The organism is Streptomyces sp. B6B3 (assembly GCF_039871525.1).
Taxonomy (GTDB): domain Bacteria; phylum Actinomycetota; class Actinomycetes; order Streptomycetales; family Streptomycetaceae; genus Streptomyces.
In genome coordinates this window covers 14748-32474 of the sequence record NZ_JBDPLU010000010.1, presented here as the reverse complement: position 1 = coordinate 32474, position 17727 = coordinate 14748, and the positions used below count along the sequence as shown (strand labels likewise).

14 protein-coding genes are annotated in these 17727 nt (G+C 73.4%); 6 read left to right on the top strand and 8 right to left on the bottom strand.

Going from position 1 to position 17727, the window contains the following annotated elements:
* Window positions 1-76: 76 nt before the first annotated feature.
* Both ABGB06_RS21145 and ABGB06_RS21140 read right to left on the bottom strand, forming a co-directional pair.
* The gene (locus ABGB06_RS21145) at window positions 77-850 is read right to left on the bottom strand and encodes a ribonuclease activity regulator RraA (protein WP_347591680.1); all 774 of its coding nucleotides are present in this window, start codon (window positions 848-850) and stop codon (window positions 77-79) included.
* Window positions 851-1063: 213 nt separating this feature from the next.
* Window positions 1064-3046: a hypothetical protein gene (locus ABGB06_RS21140; protein WP_347591678.1), complete on the bottom strand. Its 1983-nt coding sequence runs from the start codon at window positions 3044-3046 to the stop codon at window positions 1064-1066.
* Window positions 3047-3231: 185 nt separating this feature from the next.
* On the opposite strand from ABGB06_RS21140, the gene ABGB06_RS21135 reads away from it, so the two are divergent.
* Entirely contained in the window at window positions 3232-4590 is a 1359-nt protein-coding gene (locus tag ABGB06_RS21135; protein ID WP_347591677.1) for an FCD domain-containing protein, read from the top strand.
* The gene (locus tag ABGB06_RS21130; protein WP_347591675.1) at window positions 4571-5953 is read left to right on the top strand and encodes a glycoside hydrolase family 28 protein; all 1383 of its coding nucleotides are present in this window, start codon (window positions 4571-4573) and stop codon (window positions 5951-5953) included. The genes ABGB06_RS21135 and ABGB06_RS21130 overlap by 20 nt, the downstream gene beginning before the upstream one ends.
* 53 nt (window positions 5954-6006) lie before the next feature.
* On the opposite strand, the gene ABGB06_RS21125 is transcribed toward ABGB06_RS21130, so the two are convergent.
* Together ABGB06_RS21125 and ABGB06_RS21120 are read right to left on the bottom strand one after the other, a co-directional pair.
* Window positions 6007-7230 carry a hypothetical protein gene (locus tag ABGB06_RS21125; protein ID WP_347591673.1) on the bottom strand — a complete coding sequence of 408 codons (1224 nt, stop codon included), beginning with the start codon at window positions 7228-7230 and terminating at the stop codon, window positions 6007-6009.
* A gap of 59 nt (window positions 7231-7289) precedes the next feature.
* Window positions 7290-8753 (bottom strand): pectinesterase family protein, encoded by a 1464-nt coding sequence (locus ABGB06_RS21120; protein ID WP_347591671.1) that lies wholly within the window; start codon window positions 8751-8753, stop codon window positions 7290-7292.
* 265 nt (window positions 8754-9018) lie between these two features.
* On the opposite strand from ABGB06_RS21120, the gene ABGB06_RS21115 reads away from it, so the two are divergent.
* Together ABGB06_RS21115 and ABGB06_RS21110 are read left to right on the top strand one after the other, a co-directional pair.
* Window positions 9019-10941 (top strand): Gfo/Idh/MocA family oxidoreductase, encoded by a 1923-nt coding sequence (locus tag ABGB06_RS21115; protein ID WP_347591669.1) that lies wholly within the window; start codon window positions 9019-9021, stop codon window positions 10939-10941.
* 158 nt (window positions 10942-11099) lie between these two features.
* Window positions 11100-11654, top strand: coding sequence for a DUF5709 domain-containing protein (locus ABGB06_RS21110; protein WP_347591667.1), 555 nt, complete (start codon window positions 11100-11102; stop codon window positions 11652-11654).
* Between the two features lie 169 nt (window positions 11655-11823).
* Here the strand turns inward: ABGB06_RS21110 and ABGB06_RS21105 are convergent, their stop codons facing one another.
* From ABGB06_RS21105 to ABGB06_RS21090, 4 genes are all read right to left on the bottom strand, one after another.
* Window positions 11824-12135, bottom strand: a complete 312-nt coding sequence (locus ABGB06_RS21105; protein ID WP_347591666.1) for a nucleotide pyrophosphohydrolase — start codon at window positions 12133-12135, stop codon at window positions 11824-11826.
* A gap of 143 nt (window positions 12136-12278) precedes the next feature.
* Window positions 12279-13142, bottom strand: a complete 864-nt coding sequence (locus ABGB06_RS21100) for a carbohydrate ABC transporter permease (RefSeq protein ID WP_347592055.1) — start codon at window positions 13140-13142, stop codon at window positions 12279-12281.
* Between the two features lie 17 nt (window positions 13143-13159).
* Entirely contained in the window at window positions 13160-14161 is a 1002-nt protein-coding gene (locus tag ABGB06_RS21095) for a sugar ABC transporter permease (RefSeq protein ID WP_347591665.1), read from the bottom strand.
* A gap of 34 nt (window positions 14162-14195) precedes the next feature.
* Window positions 14196-15584 (bottom strand): ABC transporter substrate-binding protein, encoded by a 1389-nt coding sequence (locus tag ABGB06_RS21090; protein WP_347591664.1) that lies wholly within the window; start codon window positions 15582-15584, stop codon window positions 14196-14198.
* Window positions 15585-15745: 161 nt separating this feature from the next.
* Between ABGB06_RS21090 and ABGB06_RS21085 the strand changes: the two genes are divergently transcribed.
* Both ABGB06_RS21085 and ABGB06_RS21080 read left to right on the top strand, forming a co-directional pair.
* The gene (locus tag ABGB06_RS21085) at window positions 15746-16792 is read left to right on the top strand and encodes a zinc-binding alcohol dehydrogenase (RefSeq protein ID WP_347591663.1); all 1047 of its coding nucleotides are present in this window, start codon (window positions 15746-15748) and stop codon (window positions 16790-16792) included.
* A 28-nt stretch (window positions 16793-16820) separates the two neighbouring features.
* Window positions 16821-17657: a sugar phosphate isomerase/epimerase family protein gene (locus tag ABGB06_RS21080; protein WP_347591662.1), complete on the top strand. Its 837-nt coding sequence runs from the start codon at window positions 16821-16823 to the stop codon at window positions 17655-17657.
* Window positions 17658-17727 lie beyond the last annotated feature (70 nt).

Here is a 17727-nt window from a genome sequence, read left to right as displayed (position 1 = left end):
GTCTCCTTGGCTGTCGGGTGTGTCGGGGTGATGGATGCGGCGAGGTGGGGGGTCTGAGGGCTTCGGGTCGGCCGGCTCAGGCGGTCTCCGTGCGCTGGGCGCGCCAGCGCTCGTACTCGGCCCGGGAGTCGGGGGTCAGCGGGTAGTAGTCGGCGAGGGCGCCGCCCTCCTCGATCCGGGTGCGGCTGAACTGCTCCCACTGCTCGTGCTCGCGCGCCGCGGCGACGACGTCCGCGGCGTGCCGCCGGGGCACCACCACGGGCCCGTCGTCGTCGGCGACCAGCAGGTCGCCGGGCAGCACGAGGACGCCGCCGCAGGCCACCGGCACGTCGTAGGCCCACGGGAAGAGCTCCGCCTGGGAGGCGTAGTGCGGGGTGGCGCCGGTGGACCAGATGGGGACGTCGGTCTCGCGCACCTGGGGCGAGTCCCGGACGCAGCCGTCGACCACGATCCCGGCGCCGCCCCGGCGCTGGAAGTAGCGGACCAGCATGCCGCCGAAGCAGCCGGTGTGCGTGCTGCCGTAGGCCTGCACCACCAGGATGTCGCCGGGCTCGATCGCCTCCAGCACCGCCCACAGCGCGGTGTGCCGCTCCACGTACTCGTGGCCGAGTCCGGAGGCGACGTCCTCGCGCTGCGGCATGAACTGCAGGGTGCGGACCCGTCCCGCGACCTTCTGCCCGGTCGTCAGTGGGCGGGGCCCGGCGACGAACGTGCGGCGGACGCCCTGGGCGTGCAGCTTTGCGCAGGCGGTGGCGGCCGAGATCCGGGACAGTTGGTGGACGAGCTCTGGGGCGGCGCGGTCGGGCTGGGCGCCGCGCACGGGCAGGTCCCACACGGGATGGTCCTCCACTGACGCTCTCCTCACGTGCTGGGCGTTCTGGTGGCGTACGTCTGGCGTGCTGGTGGCGTACACCTGGCATGCCAGCTCCGGCCGGGGGGTGTGCCGGGTCGGGAACGGCTGACGGGGGTGACGGCGGGCGGGACGGTGGTGCGGGCGGTGCTGGGGTGCTGCTGGGTGGTGCGGGGGTGGTGCGGGGCGGCTCTCGTGCGGTTCTGGCCTGGTTCAGGTGCGGGCGGGGTCGGGCCGGTGGTGGGCGGCCCGGTAGGCCCGCGGGGTCAGGCGCAGTTCGAGCCTGATCCGGCGGCCGGGTGGGAGCTCCACCTCGAGCCCGGGACCGCCGACGTCCAGTTCGCGGACGCCGGTGGCGGGCACGGGGGCGGTGTACGCGCGGGGGTCGCCGGGATAGCCGGGCCCCGCGGCGTCGTCGCGGACGGTGTCGGCGCGCACCGAGTCGATGCGGTGCTCGCCGAGCGATCCGGCGCGCACCACGACCCGGCGGGTCGTGGCGAGCCCGGTGTGCACCAGGTGGACGCAGACGCGGTCCGGGTGGGCCTCGTCCACGAGGGCGGCCACGTCGGGCGGCAGCCCGGGCCGGCCGCGCAGCGCGTCCGCGTAGCCGACCCGCAGCGGCAGCAGGCCGCCGTTGTAGAGGACCTGCGGGGTGCCCGCGGTCAGCTGCAACAGCGCCTCGGTGAGCACCGGGTTGTGGCGTTGCCAGTGGTGGATGTCGAGGGTGTCGGGGGTGCTGGTGTCGGCCGCGATCAGCGCCATCCGGCGTTCGACCTGGCCCAGGGCGGCTGCGAGCATGGCCTCGGGGTAGTCGGGGTTCTCGCCGCGCAGGTACGCCAGCCAGGGGGCCTCGTGGCCCGCCTCCTCCTTGTTGCGGAAGCCGCGCACCGTGCGCCAGTCGTAGCCGCTGGCCTTGTGCAGCCGGTCGAGGCGGTCCGCGTCCTCGGCCTGCCCGCCGGCCTGCCACAGCCACACCGGAAGGCCGAGCTGCGGCGGCTGGTAGTCGAACCAGCCGCCGTCCGCGTGCCGGTTGGGCACCAGCAGGGTGGGGCGGTCGGCGTCCTCGCCGAGCTCGGCGTGCCAGCGGTCGGCGATGCTCATCTCGGTGCCCGTGACCGAGCCGGTGATCGCGTGGCCGGCCACCAGGTCCAGCGGCCCGCGGCCGAGGTCGAGCCCGTCCGTCCCGCCGGTCAGCAGCACGCTGTTGACGGCGGCGATCACGGCGGCGTTGCCGACGCTGTAGAGGCCGTGCGGCCAGGTCCATCCGTAGTTGCCGCCGTACCAGCGGCCGTCGTGCAGTTCGCCGACCCGGCCGGACGGGCCGACGTTGTCCGGCAGCACGCCGCCGCACTCCGCGGCCCGGCGGCGCCAGGCGGAGAGGTAGCCGAGCGCCCAGTCGCGGTAGCGGTCGTCGTGGTCGTACAGCCAGGCGTTGGTGGCGAGGCTGGTGGCGGCGAGGTTGACCGCCGCGTCGCCGCGGCCGAGCCGTTCGCCCATGGCCGCGCCCATCCGGGCGGCGTTGGCCGGGTCCGCCAGGTCCGCCCAGGCCGAGATGCCGGGCAGGTCGCGCAGCGGCAGGCCGTAGGGCCGCATCGAGGCGAGGCCGGCCCCGTAGCTGGCCCATTCCTCGTTGACCCCGTAGCGGGGGCCGCCGGCGCCGTTGTGCGGGGCGCGGATGATCTCCGCGTCCGGGTCGTAGTTCCCGGCCGGCGAGGACGGCAGGTACAGCTCGGCGAAGCGGCGGGCGCGGGCCGCGAACTCCGCGTCGCCGGGGTCGGCGGCGCAGATGCCGTAGAACAGCAGCATCGACTCGCCCAGATGGAACCAGTCGTAGCCGCGCTCGAACTCGTCGACCACGAACCCGTGCTCGGTGAGCTGCGCGGTGACGCCGCGCCAGTGGTGCCTGGCCGCGTCCAGGAGGTCGTCCGCGCCGCCCAGCTGGTAGAGGGTGGGCCAGTTGAAGAACGCCTCGTAGAAGTCGTCGGCGCCGTCCCGGCTGGCCAGCGGACCCCGGTAGCGCAGCCGGCCGTCCGGCGCGCAGTAGCGCCGGGCGAAGGCGCGCCACGCCTCGTCCAGCGCGTCGAAGAGCCTGCGCTGGAGCACCGCCCAGGCCGGCGGCGCGCCGACCGGAACGGTGGCGGTGACGCGCGGCAGGCCGTCGTTCGGCGCCCCCGCGTCTCCCCGCCGTTCGGGCATCGCGTCCTCCTCGGTTCGTGCGCGATCACGGTTTAGTGGGTCAATGATCGAGCAACGATTAAATTGATAGATTCACGCCAACCGCGCGTCAAGCCGCCCGACAACATGCAAAAGTTGATGACGGTGGACCAGACGGCCGCATTTTCCGAGTCATAAGTTCCTGCGTCCATGGAGACTCCCGAGCCGTGACCGAAACCGAACCACCGAGATTTCCCAGGCTGAACGAGGAGGACCGCGCCACCCTGCGTGAGTGGGCCGCGCGACCGCCGGAGTCGCTGCGCATGCGCAGCCGCATGGTGCTGGCCTGTGCCGAGGGACTGACCAACGCCGAGATCGCCAGACAGCTCCAGGTGAGCCCCGCCACCGTGGCCAAATGGCGGGAGCGGTACCTGAACCACGGGCTGGCCGGGCTCAGCGACGCGCCACGGTCCGGGCGCCCGCGCAGCGGCAACCGGCAGGACGCGGAGAAGTACATCGCCGGGGTGCTGGACCAGTCCGCGCAGGGCGGGCCCGTGCCCACCACCCGGGCGCTGTCCCGGACGCTGGGCCTCTCGCAGTCCACGGTCGCCCGGATCTGGCAGGAGCAGGAGCGCCGGCGGGGCGGTGGCCGGCCGCCGCGCCCGGCGCGCCCGGCGGGCGGCGCGGGCCGTGCCGGCCGCGGGGTTCCCGCGTCGGCGCCGCTCCCCCGGCAGCTGCTCTCGGACCACGTCTACGCGCTGCTCCGCAGCTGGATACTCGGCGGCGACCTGACGCCGGGGCAGCGGCTGGTGGAGTCCGACATCGCCCGCCGGGTCGGCACCAGCCAGGCCCCGGCGCGCGAGGCGATCAAGCGGCTGGCGCACGAGGGCCTGGTGGTCTCCCAGTCGCACCGGGGCACGTACGTCCCGCAGGTCTCCGCCGGGCAGGCGCAGGAGGTCCGCGACATCCGGGTGATGTTCGAGGAGTACGCGGCGCGCCGGGCCAGCGGCCAGCTGGACGCGGAGCATCTGCGGCTGCTGACCGAGGACGTGGAGCGGCTGCGCCGGGCCGCCGAGGCCGGCGACATCGGCGACTTCCGGGACGCCGACATGTCGTTCCACCGGCACGTCTGCGAGGCCGCGGGGAACGCGGCGCTGACCCGGCTGTGGCGGATGATCGAGTCCAGCATGTGGGGGCTGCACGTTTTGGGCAACCCGCGCTACGACGGCGACTGGCGGGCCATGGCCGAGTACCACGCCGAGCTGCTCGGGGCGCTGCGGGCCGGCGATCCGGACACGGCGGGCCCGATGTTCGCCGCGCACGCCGCCGGCGAGGCCTCCCGCTACCACCGCGAGCACGCGTCGCCGGCCGGCGACGCCGTCGGCGCGCCCGGCATCCGAGCCGACGCCGGGGCCGGCCCGGCCACCGCCGCCGCGGTGCTCCCCGCACTCCTCGCCCTCGACGCGCGTTCCGACGAGTCGCCCGGCGATCCGGGCGCCTCGTCCCTCACGCTCCCCACGTCCCACCCGTCCGTCCTTTCCGTTGACCTCGCAGAGGGGCACGAACATGAGCAGTCCGGCACGTAGACAGGTCCTGCGGCTCGGCGCGTTGGCGGCCGCCGCCGTACCGTTGACCGGCGGGTCCGCCGCCGCCGACGACGGCACGCCCCGCTTTCCCCGGGCGTGGTTCCCGATCACCGACCACGGCGCCGTCGGCGACGGCGCCACCGACTGCACCGACGCCATCCGCGCCGCCGTACGGGCCTGCCACACCGCCGGCGGCGGGCACGTGCTGGTGCCGCCCGGCGACTGGGCCACCGGCGCGATCCACCTGCTGAGCGGGGTGGACCTGCACGTCGCCGAGGGCGCGACGCTGCGCTTCAGCACCGACCCGGCCGCCTATCTGCCGGCGGTGCTCACCCGCTGGCAGGGCATCGAGGTGTACAACTACTCGCCGCTGATCTACGCCTACCAGCAGCACGACATCGCCGTGACCGGCGGCGGCGTGCTCGACGCGCAGAGCGACACGGAGCACTGGTGGCCGTGGAAGGGCTCGGGCCAGTACGGCTGGGAGCAGGGCATGCCCAACGAGTTCGCCGACTGGGGCACGCTGGAGCGCTGGGGCGCGGAGGGCGTCCCGGTGGCGGAGCGGGTCCTCGGTGAGGGGCACTATCTGCGCCCCAGCTTCCTGCAGCCGCACTCCTGCCGGAACGTGCTGATCGAGGGTGTCACCCTGCGCAACTCCCCTTTCTGGAACATCCATCCGGTGCTGAGCCGGAACGTCACCGTGCGGGACGTCAGCGTCGAGTGCCAGGGCCCCAACAGCGACGGCTGCAACCCCGACTCCTGCTCCGACGTGACCATCCGCCGGGTCACCTTCGCCACCCACGACGACTGCATCGCCATCAAGTCGGGCCGCGACCGGGACGGCTGGCGGGTCGGCGTGCCCTCCCGGAACATCCTCATCGAGGACTGCCGCTACCTCACCGGCGGCTCGGCGGTGGCGATCGGCAGCGAGATGAGCGGCGGGGTGAGCGACGTGACCGCCCGCCGGCTGCACCTGCCGCGCCACCCGGAGTTCGAGGAGGACTCGGTCGCCTGGGTGCTCAACGTCAAGTCGACGCCCACCCGCGGCGGTTACGTGCGCGACGTCCGGGTGACCGACGTGCACGCGCCGGCCTGGACGTACGTGCCGTTCGAGGTGACCTTCCAGTACTCGGGCGGCACCGGCGGCGAGCACTTCGCCGACGTCTCCGGGCTCACCGCGGAACGCTGGTCCCTGGGCGGCCCCTGCGAGTACCCGGTGCGGGTGCGGGCCCGTCCCGAGGCGCCGGTGCGCGACATCCGGCTGGCCGACCTGACGTTCGCGGACGCGGCGCAGGACATCCTGCTGGAGTCGGTCACGGACGTCACGATGCGCGACGTGGTCGTGAACGGCGAGCCGCGGTGACCTGACCCCCGCCGGGCGCGTCGGCGCCCGGCGGGGCCCCTGCGTCAGATGCGTCAGGGCAGGTGCCGGCAGGCCGCGTCGAGGTCCCAGAGGATGACCGAGAGGGCGAAGGGGCTGACGGTGTGGTCGCCGTGGGTGGCGTCCTCCAGCAGCTCCCAGTGCCCGTTCCCGATCACCTGGACCCGGTGCCGCACCGCAGGCTCGTAGGAGCGGTGCCCGACGGCGTTGAAGCAGCAGTCGTCGAAGCGGTTGAGGATCTGCATCTGCCGGCGGTTCTCCCCCACGGCGGCGAGGGCGTACAGGTTCATGAAGTCGGAGATCCCGTAGAACACCGGGTGGCGGTCCAGGCGTTGCTCCCAGTCGCCGGTCGTCGGGCTCGGCTTGGGCGGGGCCGACCGCAGGAAGAACGGCAGCGAGCCGGCCGTGGGGTAGCTGCGCGTCACCCGGGGGTCGAGCGCCGGGTAGACCGTGGTGGCCCAGCCGCCGCCGGACAGCCCGATCATCTGCACGGAGGGCGGCCGGTGCGCCTCCTGCACGTGGTTCATGGCCACCGCGAGCGGCTCCAGGAAGAACCGCAGCGTCGAGAACTCCGGTGTCTCCCACGGGCCGAGGTCGTTGTGGGACTCCACGGTGACGGTACGGGACGGGTCGGCGGGGTCCTGGAGCTCCTTCGGGTTCCAGTGGTAGAGCGGCATGGCGAAGAGCAGCACGCCGTAGCCGGCGTCGAGGAGCGCCTGCGCGGTGCGCGTCATGGTGCTCGGCTCCTCGCCGTGCCCGTTGTGGTAGAACGCGAAGCGCCCGTGGTCGGCGGCCCGGCGCGGCAGCAGCAGGAAGACCACGGAGCTCAGCCCGTACGGCAGCCGCACCGTGAGCCGATCGATCCGGCGCACGCCCTCGAAGGCTGGCAACTCGGGCGCCGCCACGTCGCGTTCCACGTCCGGCAGCGCCGTGGGCAGCCGGCCGTCCGCCGACTTCCAGACCTCCGCCACCAGGTCGGCGCGCAGGGCCAGCACGTCGTCCTCGGTGTGCACCGTCATCAGTTCCTCGACGTCGACGCCGACGACCTGCTGCGGCAGCGCCTTGTAGTCGATGCTGTGCTCCGCCGCCACCTCCGCGTTCACCGGGGCCACCGGGCGCGGCGGCAGCGGCGGCGGGCTCGCGGTCCGGGAGGCCGCGGCGGCGGACGCGCCGCCGCCGGCCAGGCCCGAGCCGGCGCCGACAGCGGCCGTCGTCGCGCCGAGCGTGCCGAGGAGATTTCTGCGTGAGACCGGGGACATGGGCGATCACCTGCCGTGTTCCGTGTTCGTGGGTGTCGGGTTGCTGGGCCGGGTGCTGGTCAGTCCTGGCGCGGGTCCCAGCCGTCGAGCAGGGTCGCGGGGTCCCGCCACCGCTCGGCCTCGGCGGCGTCCAGCTGGCGGGAGCAGGGCAGCCGCTGGCTGACGTCCACCGGGTTGCCGGCCGGGTCGGTGCTGCCGTACTCCCAGTAGCGGATCTGCTCCGCGGCCTCGGCGCAGTCGGCGCCGGTGATGCCCCAGCCCACCGGCGCGATGTGCGCGTCCATGGTGGTGTCGATGAAGGCCACCTGGCTGCCGAGGAAGCGGTCGTCGATGCGGCCGAGCAGGACGGAGCCGTCCGGCACCCCCTCGGCCCGCGTCAGCTCGGTGTTGACGAAGACGTTGCCCGGGCCGTCCACGGCGTTGCGGATCTGGTTGATGTAGCCGATGTCCAGCGACTTCAGCTCGGAGTCCTGGACGAAGACGCCGCCGGTGCCCCAGACGAAGTCCACATCGCCCTCGATGTAGCTGTCGGTGACGAAGGCGCGGCCCTGGAGCCGCAGGCTGTCCTGGTAGCTGAGCACGTCGACCCGTTCCAGCACGATCTGGTCGCCGTTGCCGCGGAACGCCTCCGCCTGGGAGCCGCCGTCCGGGGTGGTGTTGTGGATGGTGACGTCCGCCAGCCGGAAGTCGTCCGCGTCCACGCCGAAGGCCGCGCGCCAGCAGTTGAACCGGTCGGGCTGCGGCAGCACCCGGCGCGGGCAGTAGCTCTGCCGGGCCGGCACGTCGGACATGGCCGCGTCCCCGTTGAGCACGCTGTTGTTCGGGTAGCCGATCACGGTGGTGCCCGCGCCCTGGCCGCTGACGGTGAGGTGCGGCTTCCACTGCGGCACGTAGACGATCTCGCGGTACGTGCCCGGACCCACCTCGATGTGGACGTCCTCCGTGTTGTCGTCGGGGACGAAGTCCACGGCGCCCTGCACCGTGCAGAAGTCGGCGCCACCGGCCTGGTCGACCGTCAGCTCGGACGAGCCTGGCTCCGGACCCTCCTGGGTGCGGAACCGCCAGGTCTCCTGGTCGGTGATGCCCGGCTGGCCGCGGAAGAAGCCCTCGTCGAGGGTGACGTAGTACTCCTGGCCCGGGTCCAGGACGTAGTGCAGGTAGATCGAGGCGGTGGCGCCGTCCAGCACCACCGGCTCGTAGTACCAGCGGTGCACCTCGCCGTAGTCGGTCAGCGCGCCGCCGATGCTCCGCTGGTAGGTGCCCTGGTCGGCGAGGTCGACCACGTCGACCAGCGTCCCGTCCGCGTGGTGCACCTGCAGCTGGCCGCTCTTGCCGAGCCGGACGGGCTGGTCGAAGGTCAGCCGCAGTGGGGTGTCCGTGCACACGGACTGGTCGAGACCCTGGGGCTCCAGGACGGGTGCCGCAAGGGTGTCCCCGGCGTCGGCGGCGGCCTGCTGGGACAGGCCGGGCAGCAGGGCCACCAGCACCGCGGCCAGGGCCAGGAGCGGGCGGAACGGTCGCATGGCACGGGCTCCTTATGTCGGGGCGCGGGGAGCGCCCGGGACCGCGTTGCGCAGTGGAGGACGCAAGGGGAAGCGGGCGGGAAACATTGGCGGGAAACATTGGCGGGAACGGGGTGGAGAACCAGGTGGGCACGCGGGTGATGCGCGTCGGACATGCGGGTGGGCATACGAGCGGCATTCCTGTGGCATACCAGTTTGTATGGAAGCACAGCGACGCCACCCTGACCACCCCCGGCGGCCACATTCCGCCGACCCGGTTCCCGTCGTGCTGGCCGGTGCCGGCGGCTACGGCCGTCATCACCTGGTCAACCTGCGGCGCCTCGCCGCCGCCGGCCGGGTGCGCCTGGTCGGGGTGTGCGAGCCGGGCCCGTTGCCCGACGACGCCCTGGCCGGCCTGGGCGAACCCGCGCGCTCGGCGGACCTGTCCGAGCTGCTGAACCGCACCCGACCCACCGTCACCATCGTCTCCACGCCGCTCCACACGCACCGGGACCTGGCGCTCGCCGCCGTCCGCGCCGGTTCGCACCTGCTGCTGGAGAAGCCGCCCACCGCGTCGCTGGCCGGTTTCCGCGAGCTGGCCGGCGCGCTGCGGGAGTCCGGGCTGGTATGCCAGGTCGGGTTCCAGTCGTTCGGTTCCCGGGCCGTCCAGGTCGTGCGGGAGCTGCTGGCGGACGGCGCGGTGGGCACGCTGCACGGCATCGGCGCGGCCGGCTCGTGGGTGCGCGACGCGCGGTACTACGCCCGCTCGCCGTGGGCCGGGCGCCGGCGCCTCGACGCGGGCCCCGAAGGCCCGGATCGCGTCGACGTGGTGGACGGGGTGCTGACCAACCCGCTCGCGCACGCCGTGGCCACCGCCCTGCGGATCGACGACAGCGACCGCGCCGAGGACGTCGCCGCGCTGGATCTCGAACTGTTCCGGGCCAACGACATCGAGGCGGACGACACCTCGTGCCTGCGGCTGCTGACCACCCGCGGCACGCCCGTCACCGTCGCCGCCACGCTGTGCGCCGAGCGCAACGAGAAGCCGTACGTCGCGGTGCACGGCGAACGCGGCCGGATCACCCTGTGGTACACGGAGGACCGGGTGCGGCTGGAGCGGCCGGGCAGCGCGCCCGAGGAGCACGCCCATCCGCGGACCGACCTGCTGGAGGACCTGCTGGACCGGGTGCGCGACGGCGGCGCGCCGCTGAGCCCGCTGGCACGCAGCGGCGCCTTCACCCGCGTCGTCGAGGCGGTCCGCACGGCGCCGGATCCGATCCGCCTCGGCCCGGGCGCCTGGCGCGAGGAGTCCGACGGCGTCGCGCCCCGCCGGGTGATCCCCGGCATCGGGGCGCTGATCGACGCGAGCGCCGCGTCGTTGTCCCTCTTCTCCGAGCTCGGCGCCCCCTGGGCCGGCCGCCGCACGCCGCCGCGCCCGCGCCCGAGCGCCGGTCCGCGGCCCCGCACGCTGCATCTCGCGGGCGACTCCACCGCGGCGGGCAAGCCGGCCTCGGTCGCCCCGATGGCCGGCTGGGGCATGGCGCTCCCATGGTTCCTCGCGCCCGGGCTCGCGGTCGCCAACCACGCCAGGGACGGCCGCAGCTCCCGCAGCTTCCTGCTGGAGGGCAGGCTGGACCCGGTCCTGCGCGCCCTCGGGCCCGACGACCTGCTGCTGATCCAGTTCGGCCACAACGACCAGAAGGCCGAGGATCCGACCCGGCGCACCGAGCCCTTCGGCGACTACCAGCGCTGCCTGCTGCGCTACGTGCTGGCGGCCCGGGAGCGCGGCGCGTGCCCGGTGCTGCTCACCCCGGTGGAGCGGCGCGGCTTCGACACCGCGGGGAACGCGGTGCCGACCCACGGTGACTACGCGGCGGCGGTACGTGACCTGGCCGCCGCCGAGGCGGTACCGCTGGTCGACGTCCAGGCCGAGAGCCTCGCGCTGTGGCAGCGGCTCGGCGCCGAGGGCAGCAAGGAGGCGTTCCTGTGGCTCGACCCCGGCGCGTATCCCGGCCATCCGCGGGGCGCCAGGGACGACACCCACCTCCAGCCCCGGGGCGCCCTGCTGGTGGCCCGCCTCGTGGCCAGGGGCCTGCGCGCCGCCGGCCTGCTCGACGCCGAGGAGCTGCGTCACCTGTCGGATCCGCTGCCCACCGGCCGGCTCACCTGGCCGGGCGCGCCGACGGACGAGCCCGCGCGGCGGGCCTGAGCCGCGCCAGCTCGGTCACGTTCCGTGCTCGCCCGATCCCGTTCGCCGAAGTCGGCGAGAGGACGCGAGGAAGAACGTTCAGCGGGTACCCGGCCCGTACCGGAAGGCATAGGAGCGCACACGTACGACGCATGGTGACAGGAGGAGGACGGTCGGTCATGTCGGACGAGACCACCAGGCGCGCGTCCGGGGACGACCCCATGGGCGACGACGTGTACCAGCCCAACGAGACGGAGCAGGAGGGCGTCACCTACACGGGGGACCTGGAGAACGCGCTCGACGAGGCGGACTACGACGACGTGCTGGACACCGGCTACTCCCCTCCGGAGAAGCCCAGGGGAGTGAACGCCCACGGCACGACGGCCCGCGAGCAGCGGGACGGCGAGACGCTGGACCAGCGGCTGGCCGAGGAGGTCCCGGACGTCGAACCGCCGCCGGGCGACGGCATCGGCGACCAGCCGGGCATGTGGGGCGAGCCGGTGGCCGACGGCCAGGCGGGCGAGGACCGGGCCGGACGCCTGGTGGCGTCCAACGACGCGGTCCCGCGCCGACTCGACGACGTGACCGCTCAGGACGTCGGCATCGACGGCGGTGCGGCCGGCGCTGAGGAGGCGTCGATGCACCTGATCACGACGGACGAGGTGGCCAGCTCGGACCAGCCGGACGAGTCAGAAGAGACGGAAGAGACCGGCGCCGCGGAGGAGCAGGGCTGAGGACGGCCCGGGTGCGGTGCCCTCCTCCCCCGCACCCGCGCCGTCCCCGGAGTGGCCGTCCGGCGCACCACGGTGTCCCGCCCTCCTCCCCCGCACCCGCGCCGTCCCCGCCCGTAGACACCAGCCGGCGGGCCGGCGGCCGTAGACCCCGGAGCGACCGGGTCGGGCGTCAGGCCGGGTACTTGCGGGCGTTGCTCACCATCTTGTCGGTCAGCGCCGCGGCCAGGTCGACGTCGAGTGTGTCGGCCAGCATGAGCAGGTACGCGAAGACGTCGGCCAGTTCGTGCCGGACCGCGGTGGCCCGCTCGGGGTCGGCCATCACCGCGGCGGACTCCTCGGGGGTCAACCACTGGAAGATCTCGACGAGCTCGCCGACCTCCCCGGTCAGCGCCATCGCGAGGTTCTTGGGCGTGTGGAACGGTCCCCAGTCGCGCTCCCGGGCGAAGGCGGCCAGCGCGTCCTGCAGCTCACGGATCTCCATGGCATCCGTCTATCATCCGGGACCGACGACCGGAGTCCCGGGACTCCGGTCGACCACCTCGCAGGTGAGCCGGGGCTCGACGATCCGATCCCCGGCCTGACGTGGGGTGAGCTCCGAGAAGGCGTCTGTGGAGTACCTCCCGGCTAGCGGTCCGCGCCCTGGGTCAGGCCCTCGGTCAGCAGGCGCTCCGTGGCGAAGAACAGCGCCACCACGGGCAGCGTGAGCACGATGGAGCCGGCCATCAGCACCGTCTTGGACACCTCGATGCCGTTGGCGAGCTGCTGGAGCCCGAGCGAGACGGTCCACTCCTCGGGTGACGCGGCGAGGAACAGCAGCGCGAAGAGGAACTCGTTCCACGCGATCATGAAGACGTAGAGCCCGGTCGCCATCAACGAGGGCAGCGCCAGTGGCAGCACCACCCGGCGGATGGTCGCGAGCCGCGAGCAGCCGTCCAGCGCCGCCGCCTCCTCCAGGCTGAACGGGATGGTGGTCAGGTAGTTGCGCAGCATGTAGATGGACACCGGCACGGTCTGCGCGATGTACACGATGGCCAGGCCCACCAGGCTGCCCTGGAGGCCCAGCCGGGCGAAGATGACGAACAGCGGGACCGCCAGCAGCGTGGCCGGAAAGAGGTACACGGCCAGGAAGAGCGCGCTGACCTGCCGCCGGCCGAAGAACCGCAGCCGGCTGATGGCGTACGCGCCGGGCACCGCCGCCAGCAGGGTGAGCACCACCGTGCCCAGCGACACGGCGGCCGAGTTGAGCAGCAGGTCGAGGAAGCCCTGCCCGCCCTCCGACGTGGGCTTCAGCACGTCCCGGTAGGTGCTGAGGGTGAACTCCTCGGCGCCGACCCACAGCTGCCCGGGATCCCGCAGCAGGGCCTCGATCGGCTTGAAGGACAGCATGAGCATGTAGAGGAACGGCAGGACGGTGATCACCGCGAGGAAGGCGATCATCACCCAGCGGAGCACGCCGAAGACCCGCTCCTCGATCCGCGCCCGACTCATCGGCGCCCGACTCGATGTCACGACTCCTCCTCCTGGACCTTCCTGCCGAGGAACGCGAAGTACACGCCCAACAGCACCGTCAGGACCCCGGCCAGCACCAGCGCCTGGGCGGCCGCGGAGCCCACGTCGTAACGGGCGGTGAGGAAGTCGTAGACCCGCACGGCGACGACGTCGGTGCCGGCACCGCCGCCGGTCAGCAGATAGACGTCGTCGAACTTGTTGAACGTCATGATGAAGCGCAGCACCGACAGCACGGCGATCACCGGCATCAGCTGCGGCAGCAGGATGTACCGGAAACGCTGGGTCAGCGTGGCGCCGTCCACGGTCGCGGCTTCCTCCAGCACCCGGGGCACCGCCTGGAGCCTGGCCATCAGGAAGAGGAAGGCGAACGGGAAGTAGCGCCAGGTCTCGAAGGCGATGACGGTCAGCAGCGCCAGCGGGACCTCGAACCCCACGCCGAGCACCTCGACGTCGTGGCTCTCGGCGGTCAGGAAGGCGATGGGCTCGTCCCAGCCGAGGAAGCGGGTGCCCCAGTCGTTGACCAGGCCGTACTGCGGGCTCAGGGCCACCTCCCAGGCGAACGCCACCGCGACCACGGGGGCGACGTACGGCAGCAGCATCGAACCGCGCAGCGCGGCCCGGCCGCGGAACGGCCGGCGCAGCGCGAGGGCCGCGGCCAGGCCCAGCGCGATGGAGCCGAACGTGGCGCCCACGGTGTACAGCAGGGTGGTCCACAGGCTGGGCCAGAAGCCGGGCGAGCCGAAGACCTCGCGGAAGTTCTCCAACGTCCAGTCGCCGAACAGGTCCATGCTCTGGATGTCGATCAACCGGGCGTCCTGGAAGGCCAGCAGCACCGTCCAGGCGATGGGCAGGACCACCACCACCGCGACCACCAGGACGGTGGGGGTGACGAAGGCCAGCCCCGCGCGGTTCTCCCGCCGGGCGTTGCCGCCGCGCCGGGCCGCCGGCCGTGGCCGCGGCTGCGATGGCTGCGGCGTCCGCCGCGTTCGCGTGCTCATCAAGGGCTACCCCTCTGCGTGTCGGCCGCGTCGGCTACTGGAGGGAGATCTGGATCTCGGAGACCGCGTCCTGCGCGCTCTCCGCGGCCTCGTCGGGGGACGAGCCCCCGGCGGTCATGTCGCTGACCACCCGCGGCACCGGGAGTTCGCCGTTGAGGGCGCCGACCAGCGCGCCGTGCCCCTCGGTGACGCCCCACCGGCGCATGTCGCTGACGCCTCCGAGGAACTGGGTCAGCAGGTCGTCGGAGAACACCTCGTTCATCGGCTTCCTGGTGTCGATCCCGAACTCGCTCTCGCGCCATGCCGTCTGGAACCGCTCGGGCTCCTCCGGGGTGCCGTTGCGGACCGGGATCTTGCCCTCGGGCGCCATGCCGAACCAGTCCTCGTAGCCGTCGGTGAGCATGAACTCCACGAAGTCACTGGCGGGTCCGGTGTTCGAGCCCGCGGTCAGCGCCCAGGAGGTGATCTCGCCGAACTGCGCCGGCTCCGCGCTGTCGGGTCCCTGGAGCGCGGTGACGATCTCGCTCCGCTCGGCGAGGAACTCCCCCTCGCATTCGGGGCAGCTGGGCAGGGCGTCGGCGCGCAGGCCGGCGAGCTCGTCGAGGATGAAGGAGGACCAGACGATCATCGCCGAGTCGCCGGCGAAGTAGGTGGCGCGGGTGGAGTCCACGGTCTGGGTGCCGGGGGCGCCGAACTCGCGGGCCAGCGCGTCGTAGACGGCGAAGACCTCGCGGCAGGCGTCCGAGTCGAGCGTCACGTCGCCCGCGTCGTCCACGAGCCGGCAGTCGTTGGCCACGGCCAGGCTCTCGAAGCTCTGCTGGGTGAACGGGTCGGCGGGGTCGGTGGCCAACGAGATGCCGTACCGGTCGTCGGTGGTGAGGGCCTGGGCCGCCGCGGTCAGCGCCTGGTAGGTGTCCGGGACGTCGAGCCCGGCCGCGTCGAGCAGATCCTGCCGGTAGACCAGGAGTTGCAGCCAGGCGTCGGAGGGGACGGCGAGGTTCCGGCCCGCGTCGGTGGTCAGGTCCAGCGCGTTGGCGTTGAACGTGCCCGGGTCGAGGTCCCGGACGATCCGGGTGGCCGCCTCGGTGTCCAGCAGCTCGTTGCCGTGCATCTGCCACAACTGCCCCATGGGCAACGCCCCGATGACGTCGGGCAGATCGCCCGCCGCCGCGGCCGACATGATCAGCTGCGGGAGCTGCGCCTCGGCCACGCCCACGAGTTCGACCTCGACGCCGCTCGCCTCCTCGAAACGGGCGATCGTCCGCTCGGTCGCCGCCATCCGCGGGGCGAGGTTCTCCAGCGACCACACGGTCAGCTCGTTCCCCGAACCGCCGGTGTCCTGGTCTCCGCAGCCGGCGAGCAACGAGCCGCCGAGCAGCACCGCCAGCCCGACGAGCCGCGGCGCGTACCTGGGTCCGGACACTGGACGCTCCCTCGCGTGGTGACCACCGATGACCTTCCGACTGATCACCTGCATCACAGCAGGGGTTTTGCGTCATGCCAAGACATAAGTCTGCGATACCTTCGTCCGAAGTGGTGATCGCATCTGTCCTACCGGAACGTGTGGATCGTTCGGAGGTCCCCGTGACTCGCGTCGTCCAGTTCACCGGCCCTCGCCGGGTCGCCGTCGCCGAGGCGGAGAGCCCTCCCCTGCTCCCGGGGCACCTGCGGATCCGCACCCGGTACTCGGGCATATCCGCCGGCACCGAACTCACCGCCTACCGCGGCAGCAACCCGTACCTGACCCGCACCTGGGACCCCGACGACCGGCTGTTCCGGGAGGGCGCCGCGGGCGTCGACTATCCGGTGACCGGCTGGGGTTACTCCGAGGTCGGCGAGGTCACGGAGGTCGCGCCCGACGTGCCGGCCGGACCCGGCGTCCCCGCCCCCGGCGACCTGGTCTGGGGCGTCTGGGGCCACCGCGACGAGGGCGTGCTCCCCGCCGAGCGAATGACCGGCCACGTCCTGCCGGCCGGCCTGGACCCGCTCGCCGGCGTCTTCGCCCGGGTCGGCGCCATCGCCCACAACGCCGTGCTGGCCGCCGACCTGCACCTCGGTGAGACGGTGGCGGTCTTCGGCCAGGGCGTCATCGGCCTGCTCGCCACCCGGCTCGCCGGGCTCAGCGGCGCCGACGCCATCGCCGTCGACCCGCTCGACGTCCGGCTGTCCACGGCCCTGACCCACGGCGCGCGCCACGCGCTCAACGCCCGCACCGACGAGGTAGCCGAGCGCGTCAGGGAGCTGACCGGCGGGCTCGGCGCCGACGTGGCCATCGAGCTCAGCGGCGCCTATCCGGCGCTGCACGAGGCGCTGCGCTCGGTCGCCGTCGGCGGCCGGGTGGTCGCCTCCGGCTTCTACCAGGGGGACGGCGTCGGCCTGCGGCTCGGCGACGAGTTCCACCACAACCGGGTCCAGCTGGTCTGCTCCCAGATCGGCGGCGTGCCCCCGCAGCTTGCCGGGCGCTGGACGGTCGAGCGGCTGCAGCGGACCTTCCTCGGGCTGGTGGCCGACGGCCGGGTGGACGTGCTGTCCCTGGTCAGCCACGTCGTCCCGGTGGCGCGCGCCGCCGAGGCGTACACCCTGCTGGACGAGCGGCCCGCCGAGGCGCTCCAGGTCGTCCTGGAGTTCTGACCCCCGAGTCCTGGTTGGAGGAACGCCGATGTCACCCACCCCCGCCCCACCCCGGATCGCCTGCCAGGAGCAGCTGCTGCCCGGCGACACCCTCCAGGAGAAGTGGGAGTTCGCGCAGGGCGCCGGCTACGACGGCATCGAGCTGCGGGCCCGGGGCGACTTCCACTTCCGCGCGCGGCTGCCCGAGCTGCGCCGGGCCAGGGCCGACGGCGTCGTGATGCCCACCGTCTGCGTCGACATGCTCCACTTCATCGGGGCGTTCGACGCCGAACGGCGGCGGGACGCCGTGGGCCAGCTGGTGTCGCAGCTCTCCGTCATCGCCGAACTGGGCGGCGTCGGCGCGCAGACCCCGGCCTCCTACGGCATGTTCTCCCGCCGGCTGCCGCCCTTCGAACCGCCGCGCGACGAGGCCGGGGACCGCGAGGTGCTGTTGGCCGCCCTGTCCGAGCTCGGCGAGCACGCCCGGCGCGAGGGCGTGTCGCTGTTCCTCGAACCGCTGAACCGCTACGAGGACCACATGGTCAACCGGCTCGACCAGGCCGTGGACCTGATCCGCGCCGTGGGCCTGGACTCGGTGCGGGTCGGCATCGACAGTTACCACATGAACATCGAGGAGGCCGATCCGGCCGCCGCCGTCGTCGCCGCCGCGCCGTACCTCGGCCATGCCCAGGTCAGCGACTCCAACCGGCTGCAACCCGGCGCCGGCCACCTGAACTGGCCCGGCTGGCTCGGCGCCCTCCGCACCGCCGGCTACGCCGGCTGGCTGGCCGTCGAATGCCGCCTCACCGGCGACCCCGCGACGGCCCTGCGCTCCGTCCCCCCGTTCCTGCGCCGGGCCGCGGGACCGGCCGCGCCGGCCGCCTGAGCGCGCGTGCGACGGCCACCACCGCGGCCGTCCACCACTGTGGGCGGCGCTCCTCGGGCTGAACGGCCCG

Coding starts and splice junctions, on each gene's coding strand:
- ABGB06_RS21100 (WP_347592055.1), bottom strand. CDS start 13,142: ATGAGTCGGGCGCGGATCGAGGAGCGGGTCTTCGGCGTGCTCCGCTGG.
- ABGB06_RS21095 (WP_347591665.1), bottom strand. CDS start 14,161: ATGAGCACGCGAACGCGGCGGACGCCGCAGCCATCGCAGCCGCGGCCA.
- ABGB06_RS21080 (WP_347591662.1), top strand. CDS start 16,821: ATGTCACCCACCCCCGCCCCACCCCGGATCGCCTGCCAGGAGCAGCTG.
- ABGB06_RS21125 (WP_347591673.1), bottom strand. CDS start 7,230: ATGTCCCCGGTCTCACGCAGAAATCTCCTCGGCACGCTCGGCGCGACG.
- ABGB06_RS21120 (WP_347591671.1), bottom strand. CDS start 8,753: ATGCGACCGTTCCGCCCGCTCCTGGCCCTGGCCGCGGTGCTGGTGGCC.
- ABGB06_RS21140 (WP_347591678.1), bottom strand. CDS start 3,046: ATGCCCGAACGGCGGGGAGACGCGGGGGCGCCGAACGACGGCCTGCCG.
- ABGB06_RS21130 (WP_347591675.1), top strand. CDS start 4,571: ATGAGCAGTCCGGCACGTAGACAGGTCCTGCGGCTCGGCGCGTTGGCG.
- ABGB06_RS21110 (WP_347591667.1), top strand. CDS start 11,100: ATGTCGGACGAGACCACCAGGCGCGCGTCCGGGGACGACCCCATGGGC.
- ABGB06_RS21105 (WP_347591666.1), bottom strand. CDS start 12,135: ATGGAGATCCGTGAGCTGCAGGACGCGCTGGCCGCCTTCGCCCGGGAG.